Genomic DNA, 17519 nt, shown 5'->3' with positions numbered 1-17519 from the left:
ACGTCTCAAAGTCCGCCGGTGACCCCCGGTAGGGGTGGCCGCCGGGCCGGGGGCGAGCGTCAGGACAGGCCGGGCGTCGGACCGGACCGGCCGTCAGGGCAGGTCGTCCTGCCGGTAGGTGGCGTGGATGCCGTGCCGGCCGAAGAAGGCCATCCAGTCGTCGGCCTCGGTCCCGGCCACCGCGCGGTGCAGCCCCGCCGGGAGGGCGCCGCGCAGGACGCGGACGACACCGTGGGCCAGCGGCAGCGAGACACAGAGGGCCATGGCGCTCTCCTCGGCACCGCCGGTCAGGTCGAGCAGGTACTCGCCCCGCCAGCCTCCGCCGCCCGGGGCGCGCAGGGCCAGGGTGACCGCGAGGACGACCCGGTCCCGGTCCTCCGCCGTGGCCGGGTAGCGCCGGGCCAGTTCGCCGGCGAGGTCCCGGAGGCGCGCCGGGTCACCGGACGCGACCGCCTCGAACACCGGCGCCCAGGCCGCCCGCCAGCCGGTGTTGCGCAGGGTGCCGCGCACGAACTCCGCGAGCCGCCATCCTTCCGGAAACCCGTACTCCCCGACGAAGGGCAGGCTGTCGCGGTTGGGGTACGCCTCGAAGGCCTCGCCGGCCCTCCGCAGGGTCCGGGTGGCCTCCCAAGGGCGGGGAGCGCGGCGCTCCGCCCCGTCCGCCACGAACCGGGCGGGCGTGCCCAGGGCGGCCAGCACTCCGTACGGCGCCCAGCTGAAGCGGTAGCGGAACTCATTGACCTCGGCCGGGAGGCCGCCGCAGTACGAGGTGAAACGCACGTCCTCGGCGGTGTCCCCGACCGCCCGCCGGGCGTCGGCCACCAGCCGGTGCGCCATCAGATGGTCGAGACCGGGGTCCAGGCCGGTGTCGGTGAGCACCACGGTCCCCGCCCGGGCGGCGGCCGGTGCCAGCGCGGCGACCTCGTCCGAGGCGTAGCTCGCGCAGGCGAAGTGGGCGCCCCGGTCGATCGCGGTCCGCAGCAGCCCCGGGTGCTCGCTCGCGGGCAGCATGGACACCAGCACGTCGCCCGGTCGCAGGGCGGCGGCCGGCTCGTCCCGGTCGAGTCCGGCCGCCACGGCCCGCCCCTCCAGTCCGAACCGCCGCAGGGTCTCCGTGGCGCGCTCCCGGCGGCGTCCCCAGAGCACCAGCCGCTCCGGCTGCTCGCAGAGCGTGCGCAGCGCGGTCGGGCCGACGGACAGACCGGTGCCGATCCAGTGCACGGTGCGGTCGGCGGGGGCGGAACCGGCGGTGGCCGCCGGAGCGGGGTCAGACATCGGTCCTCCCGGAGTGGTGTGCGGCGGCACGCGCCTCGGTCGCGGCGGTGAACGCGGCACGGCAGCGCGCCCAGTCACCGCCGTCGCTGCCCCGGCCGGCCGCCGGGCCGGAGTCCGGCCCGACGGGGTCGTCCGGGCCGGTGTCCAGAGCGGGCAGCAGCCGGGCCAGATCCGCCGAGAAGTCCGTGCTCGCCTCGGCGGGCAACAGCGAGGGCAGGTTGTCGATGGCGATCACCCGGACCTCCCGGCCGGCGGCCGGAACCCGGCGGACCGGGTTCCGCCAGTCCGTCAGCCGGTCGTTGAACGGCAGCACGCTCAGCCCGGAACCGATGTCGCAGGTGATGTCGGCAACGACCGACAGCCGGCCCGGGACGCCGAGTCCGGCGGTGGTCAGAAAGGGCGGAACGGGCCGGGTGACCAGCACCGTGCTGACCAGGATGTCGTGGCTCAGCAGCGCCTCCCGGTCCAGCTCCCGGGTCTCCGCCAGGTCCCAGCGCGTCGGCTCGACGCCACCGGCCCGGAGGGCGTCGCAGGCACCCCGCCCGCTGCGCCCGAGCGCCCCGATCACCACGGCCGAGAGGGGCCCGGCCGCCGGGGCCGCCGCCTCCCGGGAGCCGCGCAGCTCCGCGTCGAGCGAGGCCCGGTCGAGGGGCCGCAGCGGCGCGGTGAGCCGGCCGCGGGCCGTCAGCAGGGCCAGGGCCGCCCCCGCATAACCGGCCCAGTAACCGAAGGCGACACGCCGGGCCCCCTGGGCGTCGGTGAGGTACTCCAGGTCGAGCAGGGTGCCCCCGCCCGCCGTGAAGCGGTCCAGCAGTTCCCCGGCGCCGGGCTGCCCCTTGTAGGCGTGGCCGAAGAAGATGTGCCGGTGGCGCAGCCGCTCCGGCCGGCCGGGCAGTTCCTTGAGCCCGAGGACGTACGCGTCCCCCGGGGCGCCGGGCCAGGAGCCGGCGGGCGCGAGGGCGCAGCCGGCGGCCGCGTACTCCTCGGCGGAGAAGACGCGCCGGGGCGACTCCTCCACGGTGATCCGGACGCCGAGCCCGGTGAGGACGGCGGCGTCCCGGGGGACGACCGGCGCGCGCCGCTCGGTCGGCCGGGTCTCGTGACGGATCCACAGCTGGGGCATGTCGGGCACGGGCTCCCCTTCGGTCGGCGGTGACGGAACGGCCGCGCGCCCGCCCCGGACCGCCCTCGCCGGAGGGGCCGGGCGAGCCGGGGCGCCCGGTCCGGCCCGCCCGGCCCCACGAGTCCCGCCCCCGTCCCCGCTCCGGCGGAACGGCACGGACGGGGCCGCGTCCTCGGTCGCGCAGGTCGTACCGGGCTCGGCGGTGGTCGTCGGTGCTCGACAGTGCTCGTCGGTGGTCATCGGTGCTCGGCGGCGGTCGTCGATCTTCACCCGGAAGGCGCGCATACGGTAACCCGGTGCGGCGCCGCCGGTTACCGCTCTTTCCGGCCAGGGTGCCGGAACCCGGACACCGCCCGTGCCCGGCACGCGCGGGCCCGGCGGCGCGCCCGGGCCGGGCCCGGCGGCGCGGGCCGCCGGGCCGAGGGGCGCGGGCCACCGAGCCGAGGGGCGCGGGCCGCCGACGGGACCCGGCCGCCCCCGGAGCCCCACCGGGTACGCCCCCGGCGCCGTACCGGGTACGCCCCCGGCAGCCGGCGGGGCCGGGTCCCGCCGGTCCGCCAGCCGGTTGCCGACCAGCGGCGTCCGGCGCTCCGGTCCCGTACCGCGGAGCCCGGAGCCGTACCGGACGGCCCTGCCGGAGGGACCCGGGCCCGGTCCACGGGGCCGGCTCAGCCCCGGTAGGTCTCCAGCAGCCGCAGCCAGACCTCGCTGATGGTCGGGTAGGAGGGGACCGCGTGCCAGAGCCGGGAGATCGGGACCTCGCCCACCACGGCGACGGTCGCCGCGTGGATCAGCTCCCCGACGCCCGGGCCCGCCAGGGTGACGCCCAGCAGGATCTCGCGCTCCAGATCGACCACCATGCGCGCCCGGCCCCGGTAGCCGTCGGCGTACAGGCTCGCGCCCGCCACCGAGGACAGGTCGTAGTCGACCGCCCGGACCCGGTGCCCGGCGCGCTCGGCCTCCGCGAGGCTCAGCCCCACCGCCGCCACCTCGGGGTCGGTGAAGACGACCTGCGGCACGGCCGCGTGGTCGGCGGTGGCGGCGTGGGCGCCCCAGGCCCGGGTGTCCGGGGTGTCACCGGCGGCCCGGGCGGCGATGGCGGCCCCGGCGATCCGGGCCTGGTACTTGCCCTGGTGGGTGAGGAGCGCCCGGTGGTTGACGTCCCCGACGGCATAGAGCCACTCGCTGTCCCGCACCCGGCAGCTGTCGTCCACGGAGAGCCAGCTGCCGGGCTCCAGCCCGACCGTCTCCAGGCCCAGGTCGCCGGTGCGCGGCGCCCGGCCGGTGGCGAAGAGGATCTCGTCGGCCTCCAACCGCTCGCCGCCCTCCAGCACCACGGTGACCGGTCCGTCGGGGCGGGAGCGCTCCACGGCGGCGACCGAGGCGCCGGTACGGACCTCGGCGCCCGCCCCGGCCAGTGCCTCGGCCACCAGTTCCCCGGCGAACGGCTCCATCCGGGGCAGCAGTCCGTCGCCCCGGACCAGCAGGGTGACCCGGGAGCCGAGGGCCGCCCAGGCGGTGGCCATCTCGACCCCGACCACGCCCCCGCCGACCACGGCCAGCCGGCCCGGGGCTGCCTTGGCGCTGGTCGCCTCGCGGCTGGTCCAGGGCCGGGCGTCCTCGATGCCCGGCAGCCCGGGGACCACGGCCCGGCTGCCGGTGCACACCGCGACCGCGTGCCGGGCGGTCAGCGCGGTGCGCCCGCCGTCCGGGCCCTCGACCGTCACCCGCCGCTCGCCGTCCAGCCGCCCGTGGCCCCGGTACAGGGAGACCCCGATCGAGTCGAGCCAGCCGAGCTGGCCGTCGTCCTTCCAGTGCGAGGCGAACTCGTCCCGCCGGGCCAGCACCGCGTCCGTGTCCAGTGGTTCCCGCACCGCCCCGGCGAGCCCCGGCAGCCTGCCCGCGTCGGCGCGGGCGATGACCGGCCGCAGCAGCGCCTTGCTGGGCATGCACGCCCAGTAGGAGCATTCGCCGCCGACCAGTTCGCTCTCCACCACCGCCACGCTCAGCCCCGCGGCCGCCGCCCGGTCCGCCACGTTCTCACCGACCGGTCCCGCGCCCACCACCACGACGTCGAAGACGAGGGCGTCCCCGCCGCCGTGCCGTCCGGAGCCCTCTGCCGCCGTCCCGCTCACCGCGCTCGATTCGCTCATGGGGCACAGTCTGCTGGTACGTGTGCGCCCAGGCCACATGGGCAGGGGTGGAATAGCGTTGCCCGCGCGCACGGTTGTGCCCGGAGCGCCATTCATCACGTACGGCCACCCGCCCCGACGGTGCATCCACCGGGAAGAGGTACACAGAGCATGAGCACGGTAGAGCTCACCAAGGAAAACTTCGACCAGATCGTCAACGACAACGACTTCGTGCTGATCGACTTCTGGGCTTCCTGGTGCGGGCCGTGCCGTCAGTTCGCCCCCGTCTTCGAGGGCGCGTCCGAGCGGCATCCCGATCTGGTCTTCGCCAAGGTGGACACCGAGGCGCAGACGGAGCTGGCCGCGGCCTTCGACATCCAGTCCATCCCCACCCTGATGATCGTGCGGGAGAACGTGGCGGTCTTCGCGCAGCCGGGGGCCCTGCCCGAGAGCGCGCTGGAGGATGTCATCGGGCAGGCCAGGCAGCTGGACATGGACGAGGTCCGGAAGTCGATCGAGGAGGCCGGCCCGCAGGGCTGAGCGAGCGGCCCCGCCGCCGTACCGCGCACGGGCGGAGGCGGCCGGGGCGCTCCGGTCACACCGGGGTGCTCCCGCCGTCCCGGGGGGCTCCGGTCCTCCAGGGGCCCGGGGTGCCCCGGCCGTACCAGGGGGCTCCGGTCCTCCAGGGGCAGGGGCGTACGAACGCCCCCGGGCCTCCGGAAATCCCCGGCCCCGGGCCCCCCGGAGCTCAGGAGCCCCCGAGCTGGCCCTCGGGAACCCCGGACCCAGGAGCCCCGGGGACCGGAGCTCAGGGATTGCGGCTCAGCGTTCGAGGACGAGGGCCAGCCCCTGGCCCACACCGATGCACAGCGCCGCCAGACCGGTGCCCGAGCCGGCGGCGGCGAGCTGATGGGCGACCGCGCCGGCCAGCCGGGCGCCCGAGGCCCCCAGCGGGTGGCCGATCGCGATGGCCCCGCCGCGCGGATTGACCACGGCCGGGTCCAGCTCCGGCCACTCCGCGAGGCAGCCCAGGGACTGGGCGGCGAACGCCTCGTTGAGCTCGAAGACCGCCAGGTCGCCGAAGGCGCGTCCGGCCCGGGTCAGCGCCCGCTGGACCGCCTCCACCGGACCGAGCCCGAAGAGCCGCGGCTCGACCCCGGTCACCGCCGAGGCGCCGATCCGGGCGAGCGGCTCCCGGCCGCAGGCGCGCAGCCCCTCCTCGTCCACCAGGAGCAGTGCGGCGGCCCCGTCGCTGAGCGGCGAGGAGTTGCCCGCCGTGACGGTGCCGCCGTCCCGGAACGCCGGCTTCAGCTTCGCCAGCGCCTCCATCGAGGTGGTGTCGCGGACGCTCTCGTCCCGGGCGAGCGCGGTGCCGGGGTACGGGACCACCTCGGCGTCGTACTCCCCCGCCGCCCAGGCGGCCGCGGCCCCGCGGTGGCTGGCCAGGGCGAAGGCGTCCTGCCGCTCCCGGGTCAGGGCGTGCTTGTCCGCCACCAGCTCGGCGCCCTCACCGAGCGAGACCGTCCACTCCGGGGGCATCGCCGGGTTGGTCATCCGCCAGCCGAGTGTGGTGGACCAGAGCTGCTGGTGGGCCGCAGGGAACGGGCGCTCCGGCTTCTGCACCACCCAGGGGGCGCGGGACATCGACTCGACGCCGCCGGCCAGCACCACCGAGGCGTCCCCGAGGGCGACGGCCCGGGCGGCCTGGACGACGGCCTCCAGACCGGAGCCGCAGAGCCGGTTGACGGTGACGCCCGGCACGGTGACCGGCAGCCCCGCCAGCAGCACCGCCATCCGGGCCACGTCCCGGTTGTCCTCCCCGGCGCCGTTGGCGTCCCCGAAGTAGACGTCGTCGATCCTGGCCGGATCCAGCGCGGGGGTGCGGGCGACCAGGGAGCGCACCACATGGGCGGCCAGGTCGTCGGGGCGCACACCGGAGAGGGCGCCGCCGAACTTGCCGACCGGGGTGCGGACGGCGTCGACCACATAGACGTCGCGGATGGTCATCGGTCTTCTCTCCCAGCTGCCTCGGCCCGCTCCGGTGGACCGGCTCCGGCGAACGGAGCGCCGGCGGGGGAACAGCCGCGAACCCCGCGTCGCTGAACGAACGTTCGTCCGGTCCGCGCCGAGTCTCCGTTCCCCGCCCCGGGCCTGTCAACGGCCGCGGGTCCGTCCCGGGGCCGTCCCCAGGTCCGGTTCCCGGTCCGGCTCGCGGGCCGCGCGGACGGCCGCTGGGGGTGATCACCCCGGGGGCGTACGGCCCGAGACCCGGGCGGACAGCCCGTAGTCCAGCTCCGCGCCGTCGACCAGCAGCGCCTCCACCGTGCGGGTCTCCGGGTCGATGTCCGCCTCCATCCCGTCCCCGGCGTAGCGCGGATAGCCGGAGGCCCCGGTCGCCCCGGTGGCGGTCACCACACCCGAGCGGATCGCGGCCTCCGCCAGGTGTGCCGCGTCATGGCCGGCGGCGTGCTCGGGTACCACCAGGATCTCGAAGCGCCGGGCCGCCGGGCCGGGGCCGGTTCCGGCCGGGGGCCGCTCGCCGCCCGGTCCGCCGTGGGTGCTGTCTGTGCTCATGGGGCGACGGTAGGGAGGATCCGGCCCCGCCGCACCTCCGGCGGCGGGCCGGCCGGCCCCGGTTCCGCACGCTCCCGGGGACCGGTCCGGTCCCCGGGAGCGTGCCCGGCGGGCGTACGGCTCCGGCGCGCACGGCGAGCGGCCCGCAGGGCATGGGTCAGGCACGCCTCCCCGTGCCCGACTCCCGGTGTGCCTCCGCCGGGTGCGACGGCCCGGGTCCCGGCACGGCTTCCGGCGATACGGCCCCGGCCGCCGGCGCGTTCCCGGCGGGCGTACGGCGCCGGCTCCGGAGGCCCGGGGGCCGGTTCCGGAGGCCCGGGGGCCGGTTCCGGAGGCCCGGGGGCCGGGACCGTGGGCGGCGGGCGGCGCGGAGGGCTCAGGTGGAGTCCCGGGGGACCGTCCGGGCGGCCATCAGGTCCTGCCGCTCCGGCAGGGAGCGCGGCTCGCGGACCGCCCGGTCGACCAGCTCGGCCAGCCGCTGGCCGGTCTCCATATCGATCCGGACGGTGCTGAGCCGGGGCCGCAGCAGCCGGCCGAGGAACAGGTCGTCGGCGCCCATGACCGCCACCTCGCCCGGGACGGCGGTGCCCGCGTCCTGGAGGGCCCGCATCAGCAGCATGGCGTACTCGTCGTTGTAGGCGAAGACGGCGTCCAGCCGCTCCCGGCGGCAGCGGGCGGCGGTGCGCGCGGCGGCCTCCTCGGAGGGGTCCAGCGGCAGCGGCACGACCGGCGTCCCGGTGCCCGCCACCGTCTCGCGCACGCCGTCGAGCCGCGGGCCGGAGAGCAGATCGAGACCCGGCTCGCCGGGCAGCACCACCCCGATCCGGCGGTAGCCGCGCTCCAGCAGATGGGCGGCGGCACGACGGCCCACCTCCCGCTGGTCCATGACCACGGTGTGGGCGCCCGGGACCGGCCGCGAGCCGAGCGTGATCACCGCCTTGGCCCCGGCGCGCTTGAGCACGGCGACGCCCCGCGCGGTGAGCGTCCCGCTCAGTGAGACCACCGCCACCGGGCGCAGCTCGGCCCAGGCGCGGGCCGCCTCGTCCCCGTCCATGCCGGCGCTGCCGTACTGCACGACCGTGTAGCCGAGCTCGCGCAGCGTCCACTGGAACTCGTCGTGAAACCGGCGGTAGAGCGGTCCGGCCGGGATGTGGACGGTGGGCAGCAGCACGGTCCTGGTGTGTCCGGCCCGCAGGCTGCGGGCGGCGGCGTGCGGGACGTATCCCAGGTCGTCGGCGGCCTGCCGGACCCGCCGGCGGGTGGCGTCGCTGATCCGGACGGCGGCGGTGTCATTGAGCACGTACGAGACGGTCGCCCGGGACACGCCGGCCAGGCGCGCGACATCGGCGCTGGTCGGGACCGGGGGCTCTGCGGGCTGCTGGGGTAACTGGCTCATCGCGCCCGGCATCCTCGCAGAACCGCCGGGGGTCCGGTGACGGCGAGTGGCCGGTTCTCGCCGTCGCCCGGGTCCGGAGTGTCCGTGGTGTTCGGAATGTGCGTGCGCCGTACCGGTACGGACCTCCCGGCGGCGGGCGGGTGCGCGAGGGCCGCCGGGGTCCGGTACCGCCCCGGCGCCGGCTCCCCCCGCGGCGGCCGTCAGGTCGTCTCCGGATCTCCCTTGATCAGCGCGAAGGGCGCGCCCGCCGGGTCCGCCACCATGGCGACGCGCCCGACGCCGGGCGCGTCCATGGGCGGGATCAGGACCGTGGCGCCGTGGCCGGTGGCCCGTGCGAAGGCGGTGTCGCAGTCGGTGACCCCGAAGTAGGGATGCCATTCGGGCCGGGAGCCCGCCGCCAGGTGCTCCCCGGCCAGCTCCAGGATGCCGCTCTGGCCGCTGTCGCCGTCCTTGCCGCCGCCCGGCGACGAGGCGACGCTGTAGACCGTGTCGCCGGCCGTCATGTCGTCGTAGCTCCAGGAGAAGACCGCGGTGTAGAAGTCCTTCGCGGCGGCCCGGTCCGTGGTGTACAGCTCGGTCCAGCAGAGGGTGTCCGGCTCCATCACCACATCGAGTCCGGCGATGTCCCCCGGCTGCCAGACGGCGAACTCGGCGCCCGCCGGATCGGTGAAGGCGGCCAGCCGGCCGGCCGTGCCGACGTCGTCCGGGGCGACCCGGACCGAGCCGCCCGCGCGCTCGACCGCGGCGGCGGTGGCCTCGGCGTCGGCCGTGGCGAAGTACGGCGTCCAGGCGGAGCGGACGGCTTCCCCGGTGAGCGGCCCGGCGGCGGCCACGGTCCGGTCGCCCAGCCGGAAGAAGCCGTACTCACCGGACTCCTCCGGGCCCGCCCGGTGGAAGGTCCAGCCGAACACGGACCGGTAGAAGTCGGCGGCCGCGTCGACATCGGGAGCGCCCAGGTCGAGCCAGTTGGGTGTCCCCGGGACGTAATGCGTCGTCAGCATGGTGACCTCCGCGGGCGCTCGCGTCTCCCCGGCCGGACGGCCGGATCTGCCCGCAGTCCCAGAATGGCAGCGGCCACTGACAACCGCCCCGCGACCGCGCCCGGGGCGGATTCGCGCCGGCGGCGGCCCGCCTCCTACGGTGGGTGGGATGACGGAATTCTCAGCGTTCTCAGAGTCCTCGGAGCCCCGGGGGCCCGCCGGCTCCGCCGCCCCCGCCGGCATCACCAGCGCCAACGGCGATCTCGACGGCTTCGCCGACCGCCCCGGCCGGTTCGGGCCCGCCGCGACCACCGAGGCCGAGCCCCGGGAGGTGGGCCCGGTCCGCACCTCGTACGCGCCCGACCGCGACGGGGCGCCCGATCCGGGCGAGATCGTCTGGACCTGGGTGCCGTACGAGGAGAAGGACGGGCGCGGCAAGGACCGCCCGGTCCTGGTGGTGGCCCGGGAGGAGGCCGGCACCCTGCTGGCCGTACAGCTGTCCAGCCGCCCGCACGACGGGGACCGGGAGTGGGTGGCGGTCGGCTCCGGTCCCTGGGACGACGCCGGGCGCGAATCCTGGGCGGACCTGGACCGGGTGCTGCGGGTCCACGAGGAGGGCATGCGCCGGGAGGCGTGCGCCCTGGACCGGCCGCGCTTCGACCGGGTGGTCACCCGGCTGGCGGAACGGTACGGCTGGCGCTGAGCGGCGGGGCCGGGAGTCGGCGGCGACGGCGGACTCCCCCACCCCTCCGGCCCGGTCGGGCGGCGCGGCGGGTGTCCGGTCGTCGACTCCGCAACTCCCGGGTCATCGCGGAGCAACCCCCGGGTCACTGCGGCGCAACCCGCCCGCGCCGGGGCGGGCGACGTGAGAAAGGCGACACGGCGGGAAAGTCGGCGGCCCGGGCCGGGGGCCGCCACCCGGCCGCACGGACCGTCCCGGACGCCCGGTACGCCGGGCGGGAGGATCACCCGGTCGGTGGACCCGGCGGCCCGTCCCGCCCGGTGGTGGGCGGAAAAGGCGGGGACACCGGGACCGGGAGCGGGGCGGAGAAGGCCGGGGCACCGGGACCGGGACCGGGCGGGGCCCCCGGCCGGGCTCCTCCCCGGGGCCCGGACACCACCGGGGAGCCGGCAACCGGCGGGGACCCGGCGGAGACGGAAGGTCAGCACCGCCATCGGTCCGCCCGCCGCCCCGGTGAGCCACCGGGCCGCCCGGCGGCCGGACCCCGCGGTGACACGCGCGGTGACGGCGGTCCGGTGCCCCGCCCGGTGTCCTGGTGACGGCGGCGGGCCCGGGGACCCCTCGGGAACATACCGCCGGGTGCCGGTGAAAGCCCCGGTCAGGGCCGGTCCGAGGTCCGTCCGGGGGCGGCTGCCGGGGCCGTACCGGCCGGCGGTCCGGGGGCCGGCGGGGGCTTCGACGGCGCCGGGAGCGCTCCGGGGGAGGCTCGGACGGCGTCGCCGGGAGCGCGTACCGGCCCCGTTCGACAAGTTCGCCGGTGCTCCTGGCAATTGACCCGAGAACGGGCGCTCATACCCCGAACATCCATGATCAATCGCGGCCGCGACCACAGATGTTCCGGCGGCGACCGTCCGGCGCACGCGCTCTTGTGCGAAGGGGCGGTGGTGGCTTAGGTGAGAGGGCGACACTCTTCCACCGGAGGATTCACCATGTCACTCAGCGACGGCCCGGACAGCGGCGATCCGCTCTCCGAGCACCAGGCGGAGGACCTCCTCCGCTGTATCTGTTTCAAGACGGGTCCGCCCGGAACCGTCGGCGTCGAACTGGAGTGGTTCGTCCACGACGCACACGCCCCCCGTCTGCCGGTCCCCGTCGACCGGCTGCGCACCGTCTTCGCCGGGCTCGGGTCGCTGCCGCTGAAATCGGCCCTGACCTTCGAGCCGGGCGGGCAGCTGGAGCTCAGCTCGCCGCCCGCTTCCTCCCTCGCCGAATGCGTCGCCGTCACCGCGGCCGACCTGGACGTGGTGCGGGACGCCCTGCGCGCGGATGGGCTCGTCCTCACCGGCGGCGGCACGGACCCCTGGCAGGGGCCGCGCGAGCGGTTGCTGCGGGAGCCGCGCTACGACGCCATGGAGACCTGGCTCGACCGGACGGGCCCGGCCGGCCGGGCCATGATGCGCGACTCGGCCTCGGTGCAGGTCTGCCTGGACGCCGGGTACGAGGAGCCGGGGCCGCTCGGCCTGGAGCGCCGGTGGCGGCTGGCGCATCTGCTGGGCCCGGTGCTGGTGGCCGTCTTCGCGGCCTCGCCGGTGCTCCAGGGCCGGCCCGCCACGCACCGCTCGGCACGGCAGTCGCTCTGGGCGGAGCTGGACCCGGTGCGGAGCCTGGCCCCGCGGCTGGACCGGGAGCCGCGCGGGGCCTGGGCCGACCATGTGCTGGACGCGCCGGTGATGTGCGTCCGGCGGCCGGACGGTCCCTGGCTGGTCCCGGACGGCCTGACCTTCCGCGACTGGCTGCGCCACGGCCGGCCCCGGCCCGCCACCCGGGCGGATCTGGACTACCACATCAGCACCCTGTTCCCGCCGGTCCGGCCGCGCGGTCACCTGGAGCTGCGGATGCTGGACGCCCAGCCCGGCGAGGACGGCTGGCTGGTGCCGCTGGCCGTGGTCTCCGCGCTCTTCGACGACCCGGAGGCGGCGGAGGCGGCGTACCGGCTGGCGGAGTCCCTCACCGAGGGGTTCGGACCGCCGGGCCCCCAGCCGCCGCCGCGCGACCGGCTCTGGACCGCCGCCGCGCGGGACGGGCTGGCCGTGCCCGCGCTCCGTGAGGCGGCCGTCTCCTGCTTCGGCCTGGCGCGCGCCGCGCTGGCCCGGGGCGGTGCCCCCACGGCCGTCCAGGACGCCGTGGCCGCCTTCGAAGAGCGCTTCGTCCTGCGGGGCCGATGTCCCGCCGACGAGTTGCTCCCGCCCACGGCCGGGGCGCGTCCCGGCACCGGGCATGCCGCCTCCGGGAGGGGTTCCGCCCCCGGAAGGACCGTTGTCTCCGGGAAGGACGCCCCCGCATGACCGACCCCGAAGCGCTCCGGCGGCGCGCGCTCGACGCGCTCACCACCGCCCGGGCGCGCACCGCACTGCTCACCTCCTGCGTGGACGACGGCGATCTGACCGCGCAGCACTCCCCGCTGATGTCCCCGCTCGTCTGGGACCTGGCGCACATCTCCAACCAGGAGGAGCAGTGGCTGCTCCGGGCGGTCGCCGGTCATCCGGGGCTGCGCCCGGAGATCGACTCGATCTACGACGCCTTCGAGCACCCCCGGGCCAGCCGGCCGACGCTGCCGCTGCTGGCCCCGGCCGAGGCCCGGCTCTACGCCTCCGACGTACGCGGACGGGTGCTGGACGTGCTGGACCGGACGGCGCTGGAGGGCCGGCCGCTGGTGGACGCGGCCTTCGCCTTCGGCATGGTCGCCCAGCACGAGCAGCAGCACGACGAGACCATGCTCATCACCCATCAACTGCGCAGGGGTCCGGCCGCGCTGCACGCCCCGGCCCCGCCGTCCGGTGACACCACCGGGCTGCCCGCCGAGGTGTACGTGCCGGGCGGGCCGTTCACCATGGGGACCTCCGACGAGCCCTGGGCGCTGGACAACGAACGCCCGGCGCACACCCGGGTGGTGCCCGGCTTCCACCTCGACACCGTGCCGGTCACCAACGGCGACTACCAGCGGTTCATCGCGGAGAACGGGTACGGCGAGGAGCGCTGGTGGGCTCCGGAGGGGTGGGAGCAGATACGCCGCCACTCCATCGGCGCCCCGCTGTTCTGGTTCCGGGAGGGCGGGCAGTGGCTGCGCCGCCGGTTCGGGGTGGTGGAGCCGGTGCCGGCGGACGAGCCGGTGCTCCATGTGAGCTGGTACGAGGCGGACGCCTACGCCCGGTGGGCGGGCCGCCGGCTGCCCACCGAGGAGGAGTGGGAGAAGGCCGCGCGGTACGACCCGGCCACCGGCCGCTCGCTGCGCTACCCCTGGGGCGACGAGGACCCGGCCGAGGAGCACGCCAACCTGGGCCAGCGCCATCTGCGCCCGGCGGCGGCGGGCAGCTATCCGGCGGGGAGTTCGCCGCTCGGGGTGCGCCAGCTGATCGGGGACGTCTGGGAGTGGACGGCGAGCGACTTCCTGCCCTACCCGGGCTTCACCGCCTTCCCGTACAAGGAGTACTCGGAGGTCTTCTTCGGCCCGGGCCACAAGGTGCTGCGCGGCGGTTCGTTCGCCGTCGACCCGGTGGCCTGCCGGGGCACCTTCCGCAACTGGGACCTGCCGGTGCGGCGGCAGATCTTCGCCGGGTTCCGCACCGCGCGGGACGCCACCACTGGTCCGGGTCCGGTGGCCGCCTGATGTGCCGTCATCTCGCCTATGTGGGGCCGCCGGTGACGCTCGGAGCGGTGCTGGTGGAACCGGAGCACGGGCTGTACCGGCAGTCCTGGGCGCCGCGCCGGCAGCGGTACGGCACGGTCAACGCGGACGGTTTCGGGGTCGGCTGGTACGCCCCGCCGGACCCGGTGCCGGCCCGTTACCGGCGCGCCGGGCCGATCTGGGCCGACCGGTCCTTCGCGGACCTGGCCCGGGTGGTGCGCGCCGGGGCGCTGCTCGGCGCGGTCCGGGACGCCACCCTGGCGGGTGCCGACGCCGAGGCGGCCGCCGCTCCGTTCGCCGCCGGCCCCTGGCTGTTCAGCCACAACGGGGCGGTGGCCGGCTGGCCCGGTTCGCTCGCCGGGTTCGCCGGGGAACTGCCCGCCGGGGAGCTGCTGTCGCTGGAGGCACGCAATGACTCGGCGCTGGTGTGGGCGGTGCTGCTGCACCGGCTGCGGCGGGCCGAGGAGCCGGCCCGGGCGGTCGCGGAGACCGTGCGGGAGGCGGCCGGGGCGGCGCCGGGCTCCCGGCTCAATCTGCTGCTCACCGATGGCACGACCATCACCGCCAACACCTGGGGCGACACCCTCTGGTACCGCTCCCTGCCGGGCGCGGGCACGGTGGTGGCATCGGAGCCGTACGACGACGATCCCCACTGGTGCGAGGTACCGGACCGCACGGTACTGACCGCCACCGCCACCGACGTCCTCCTCACCCCCCTCAAGGAGCCATCCGCGTGAGCCCGTTCCTGCTGACCCGTACCCTGCCCGAGGACACCACCGGTGCCGATCTGCGCGCCGATGTGCGCAGCGGGCTCACCCGCACACCCAAGGAGCTGCCGCCGAAGTGGTTCTACGACGCCCGGGGCAGCGAACTCTTCGAGGAGATCACCCGGCTGCCCGAGTACTACCCGACCCGGGCGGAGCGAGAGATCCTGATCGCCCGGGCGCCGGAGATAGCGGCGGCCACCGGGGCCCGCACCCTGGTGGAGCTGGGCTCCGGCTCCTCCGAGAAGACCCGTCATCTGATCGAGGCGCTGCTGCCGGGGCTGCGGAGCTATGTGCCGGTCGATGTGAGCGAGAGCGCGCTGAGCGGGGCGGCCGGGACGCTGACCGCCGCCCATCCGGAGCTGGAAGTGCACGCCCTGGTGGCCGACTTCACCCGGGGGCTGGCGCTGCCCGGCACCCCGGGCCCCCGGCTGGTGGCGTTCCTCGGCGGCACCATCGGCAATCTGCTCCCGGCCGAGCGGGAGCTCTTCCTGCGCTCGGTGCGGACCCTGCTGGCGCCCGGTGACGCGCTGCTGCTCGGCACCGACCTCGTGAAGGACGAGGCCACGTTGGTCGCCGCGTACGACGATGCGAGCGGGGTGACGGCCGCGTTCAACAAGAACGTGCTGTCGGTGCTCCGCCGCGAACTGGGCGCGGACGCCGACCCGGACGACTTCGACCATGTGGCGGTCTGGGACCCGGAGCGGGAGTGGATCGAGATGCGGCTGCGCGCCCGGCACGCCCTGACCGTGAAGTTCCCGGAGCTGGATCTCGCGGTGCCGTTCGAGGCCGGCGAGGAGCTGCGCACCGAGGTGTCGGCGAAGTTCCGGCGGGACGGCGTCCGCGCGGAACTGGACGCGGCGGGGCTGGAGTTGGCCCACTGGTGGACGGACGAGGCGGGCCGCTTCGCGCTCTCCCTGGCGACGGCGGTCTGACCCCGCCCCGGGGAGGCCGGGCGGGTGGCCGTGCCGTACGGTCACCCGCCCCGTCCCGCCCGGGAAGGGGCCGGTGGGCGACGGCACCGGGCCCTCCGCCCGGACGCCGCGCCGGGGCTCCCGCCCCCGGGCCCGGCCCCGCCCCAACCCACCGAACGCCGAACGCATTTGCGGCAGGCACCCGGGGACACTAGTCTCCACGGTGTGACTGCCGGGTCGGCCATGGGCCATACACGAGTGGGGCACCCGGCCTCGGCGTGAGCCCGGGGCGGGCCAGAGCCCCGCCTCGCTGTTCTCCTTCTCGCCTTCCTCGACCGGTTTCGCCGTGTGCGGCGCCCGGTTTCCCGGGGTCCCGGACCGGACCGCTTCCGCGCCCGGAGCTCCCTCGATCTGTCGATTCGGAGAACAGCTCAGCCATGCCTTCCACACCGCCGCACCCTCACCCCGCTTCCGAACAAGCGGCCACCGCGACCGTCCAGTTGAACCACACCGCCGTCTACGCCCGCGACCGCCGGCGGTCGGCGGAGTTCCTCGCCGGTGTGCTGGGGCTGGCCGTCGGCGCCCCCTTCGGTCCGTTCCTCCCCATCGATCTGGGCAACGGGGTCACCCTCGACTACTACGAACTCCGGGACGCCCCGATCCAGTCCCAGCACTACGCGTTCCTCGTCCCCGAGGAGCGGTTCGACGCGATGATCGGCCGGCTGGAGGCATTCGGTGTGACCTACTACGCCGATCCCCGTCACACCGAGCCGGGGGCGGTCAACCGTCTCTTCGGCGGGCGGGGCGCGTACTTCGAGGACCCGGACGGCCACAACATGGAGATCATGACCCGGCCCTACGTCCGTCCCTGACGGCCGCCCTCACCGTGGCCCGGGCCGACCCGGGCCACGGTCCACCGGGTCCGCCGCCTCCTGACGCGTATCAGCCGAGGACGAACGGCAGCCGGGCCGCCGGCGGGCCGAGGGCGGCCCGCTCCACGTCGGTGGGTGCCCGGCGGCCGGTGCCGACCAGCAGAGCGTCCTTGTCGGTGAACGACACGGGGAACGGGGTGCCGGCGATCCGCTCCAGCGCGGCGCGGGCCCCGGCCAGGCCCTCGGCGGGCGGTTCCGGTGCGTCCGGGAGGTGGGCGATCAGATCGAGGTGGTGCAGCGTCCACTCCATGACGTACGCGGAGAGATAGTCCGCCACGGTGAGGACCTGGTCCCGGGTGCTCACCCGGGTGTCCGGGGCGGCGAGTCCGGCGGCCCGGCCGGCCGCCGAACCGACGTCGTCCAGATGGAACGTGAGCAGCCCCGGGTCCTGGTACGCGGCGGCCAGCCGGACGGTCAGCGCGTCGAGCGAGTCCTCACCCGCCGGCGGCCGGTCCCCGACGTCCCAGTAGGTCACCGCGTCGACGGTGGGCTCCGCCTCGGTGGGGGTCGCCAGGGTGATCAGGACGTCCTGCGCGTCGATGACCAGATGGCACACCAGGTCCCGTACCAGCCAGCCGGCGCAGCCCGACGGCCGCTCGAAGTCCTCGTCGCGGAGTCCGGCGACCGCCGCGCGCAGCGCCGCCCACGTGTGTGAGAAGAGATCCACGAAGGCACGGTAGTGCGGGGTCATGACCATGGACAAGCGTCATGAGAGCCCGGCCGCGAGGGGACGGGAACTCCCGGACATCCCTGTGGCGTCCGGCCGCCGGCGGGAGGCGGGCGGGCGCTCGGCTCGCGGCGGCCGCTAGCTCGGTTCGTCCAGCCGGAAGCCGACCTTCATGCCCACCTGGTAGTGGGCGATCCGGCCGCCCTCGACATGGCCGCGGATCTCGGTGACCTCGAACCAGTCCACCTGGCGGAGGGTCTCACAGGCCCGGTCGATGCCGTTCCGGACGGCGTGGTCGACGCCGTCCCCGGAGGAACCGACGATCTCGGTGACGCGGTACACGTGATCTGCCATGCCGCCCTCTCCTTCGCTCCGGTCCCCTCCACCCTGCACCG

The 17519-nt window shown here is 76.1% G+C and carries 16 protein-coding genes; 7 read left to right on the top strand and 9 right to left on the bottom strand.

Translation table 11 applies throughout. The features are described from left to right. Positions 1-93: 93 nt before the first annotated feature. From NX801_RS03330 to NX801_RS03320, 3 genes are all read right to left on the bottom strand, one after another. Positions 94-1275, bottom strand: coding sequence for a saccharopine dehydrogenase C-terminal domain-containing protein (locus NX801_RS03330; RefSeq protein ID WP_258785343.1), 1182 nt, complete (start codon positions 1273-1275; stop codon positions 94-96). Beyond that, complete coding sequence (locus tag NX801_RS03325; protein WP_258785645.1) at positions 1268-2398, bottom strand: Rossmann-fold NAD(P)-binding domain-containing protein; 1131 nt, start codon at positions 2396-2398, stop codon at positions 1268-1270. Before NX801_RS03325 ends, NX801_RS03330 begins: the two co-directional genes overlap by 8 nt. 668 nt (positions 2399-3066) lie before the next feature. Then, positions 3067-4551 carry a dihydrolipoyl dehydrogenase family protein gene (locus tag NX801_RS03320; RefSeq protein ID WP_258785341.1) on the bottom strand — a complete coding sequence of 495 codons (1485 nt, stop codon included), beginning with the start codon at positions 4549-4551 and terminating at the stop codon, positions 3067-3069. Between the two features lie 150 nt (positions 4552-4701). Between NX801_RS03320 and trxA the strand changes: the two genes are divergently transcribed. After that, positions 4702-5070, top strand: a complete 369-nt coding sequence (trxA, locus tag NX801_RS03315; protein ID WP_258785340.1) for a thioredoxin — start codon at positions 4702-4704, stop codon at positions 5068-5070. Between the two features lie 282 nt (positions 5071-5352). Here the strand turns inward: trxA and NX801_RS03310 are convergent, their stop codons facing one another. The 4 genes from NX801_RS03310 to NX801_RS03295 all read right to left on the bottom strand — a co-directional run bounded on the left by NX801_RS03310 (position 5353) and on the right by NX801_RS03295 (position 9501). After that, positions 5353-6537, bottom strand: coding sequence for a thiolase family protein (locus NX801_RS03310; protein ID WP_258785338.1), 1185 nt, complete (start codon positions 6535-6537; stop codon positions 5353-5355). 234 nt (positions 6538-6771) lie between these two features. Next, positions 6772-7104 carry a hypothetical protein gene (locus NX801_RS03305; RefSeq protein ID WP_309505773.1) on the bottom strand — a complete coding sequence of 111 codons (333 nt, stop codon included), beginning with the start codon at positions 7102-7104 and terminating at the stop codon, positions 6772-6774. Between the two features lie 376 nt (positions 7105-7480). Then, entirely contained in the window at positions 7481-8500 is a 1020-nt protein-coding gene (locus NX801_RS03300; RefSeq protein WP_258785336.1) for a LacI family DNA-binding transcriptional regulator, read from the bottom strand. Between the two features lie 200 nt (positions 8501-8700). Further along, complete coding sequence (locus tag NX801_RS03295) at positions 8701-9501, bottom strand: VOC family protein (protein WP_258785327.1); 801 nt, start codon at positions 9499-9501, stop codon at positions 8701-8703. Between the two features lie 148 nt (positions 9502-9649). Here NX801_RS03295 and NX801_RS03290 point away from each other — a divergent pair, with 148 nt between their 5' ends. The 6 genes from NX801_RS03290 (at position 9650) to NX801_RS03265 (ending at position 16397) form a co-directional block, all read left to right on the top strand. Next, the gene (locus tag NX801_RS03290; RefSeq protein ID WP_258785326.1) at positions 9650-10183 is read left to right on the top strand and encodes a type II toxin-antitoxin system PemK/MazF family toxin; all 534 of its coding nucleotides are present in this window, start codon (positions 9650-9652) and stop codon (positions 10181-10183) included. Between the two features lie 968 nt (positions 10184-11151). Continuing rightward, positions 11152-12507, top strand: a complete 1356-nt coding sequence (gene egtA / locus NX801_RS03285) for an ergothioneine biosynthesis glutamate--cysteine ligase EgtA (RefSeq protein WP_258785324.1) — start codon at positions 11152-11154, stop codon at positions 12505-12507. After that, complete coding sequence (gene egtB, locus NX801_RS03280; protein WP_258785322.1) at positions 12504-13829, top strand: ergothioneine biosynthesis protein EgtB; 1326 nt, start codon at positions 12504-12506, stop codon at positions 13827-13829. Before egtA ends, egtB begins: the two co-directional genes overlap by 4 nt. Continuing rightward, positions 13829-14584: an ergothioneine biosynthesis protein EgtC gene (egtC, locus tag NX801_RS03275; protein WP_258785320.1), complete on the top strand. Its 756-nt coding sequence runs from the start codon at positions 13829-13831 to the stop codon at positions 14582-14584. The genes egtB and egtC overlap by 1 nt, the downstream gene beginning before the upstream one ends. Next, positions 14581-15546, top strand: coding sequence for an L-histidine N(alpha)-methyltransferase (egtD, locus tag NX801_RS03270; RefSeq protein ID WP_258785309.1), 966 nt, complete (start codon positions 14581-14583; stop codon positions 15544-15546). Before egtC ends, egtD begins: the two co-directional genes overlap by 4 nt. 416 nt (positions 15547-15962) lie before the next feature. Next, positions 15963-16397 (top strand): VOC family protein, encoded by a 435-nt coding sequence (locus tag NX801_RS03265; RefSeq protein ID WP_258785300.1) that lies wholly within the window; start codon positions 15963-15965, stop codon positions 16395-16397. A 70-nt stretch (positions 16398-16467) separates the two neighbouring features. Here NX801_RS03265 and NX801_RS03260 read toward each other — a convergent pair whose 3' ends face one another. Next, the gene (locus tag NX801_RS03260) at positions 16468-17124 is read right to left on the bottom strand and encodes a maleylpyruvate isomerase N-terminal domain-containing protein (protein WP_258785297.1); all 657 of its coding nucleotides are present in this window, start codon (positions 17122-17124) and stop codon (positions 16468-16470) included. Positions 17125-17262: 138 nt separating this feature from the next. Continuing rightward, positions 17263-17478 carry a dodecin gene (locus NX801_RS03255; RefSeq protein WP_258785287.1) on the bottom strand — a complete coding sequence of 72 codons (216 nt, stop codon included), beginning with the start codon at positions 17476-17478 and terminating at the stop codon, positions 17263-17265. Positions 17479-17519: the final 41 nt, after the last annotated feature.

The organism is Streptomyces pyxinae (genome assembly GCF_024756275.1).
Taxonomy (GTDB): Bacteria; Actinomycetota; Actinomycetes; order Streptomycetales; family Streptomycetaceae; genus Streptomyces; species Streptomyces pyxinae.
The sequence above is the reverse complement of the archived record's forward strand: the minus strand, read 5'-3'. Positions and strand labels throughout refer to the sequence as shown.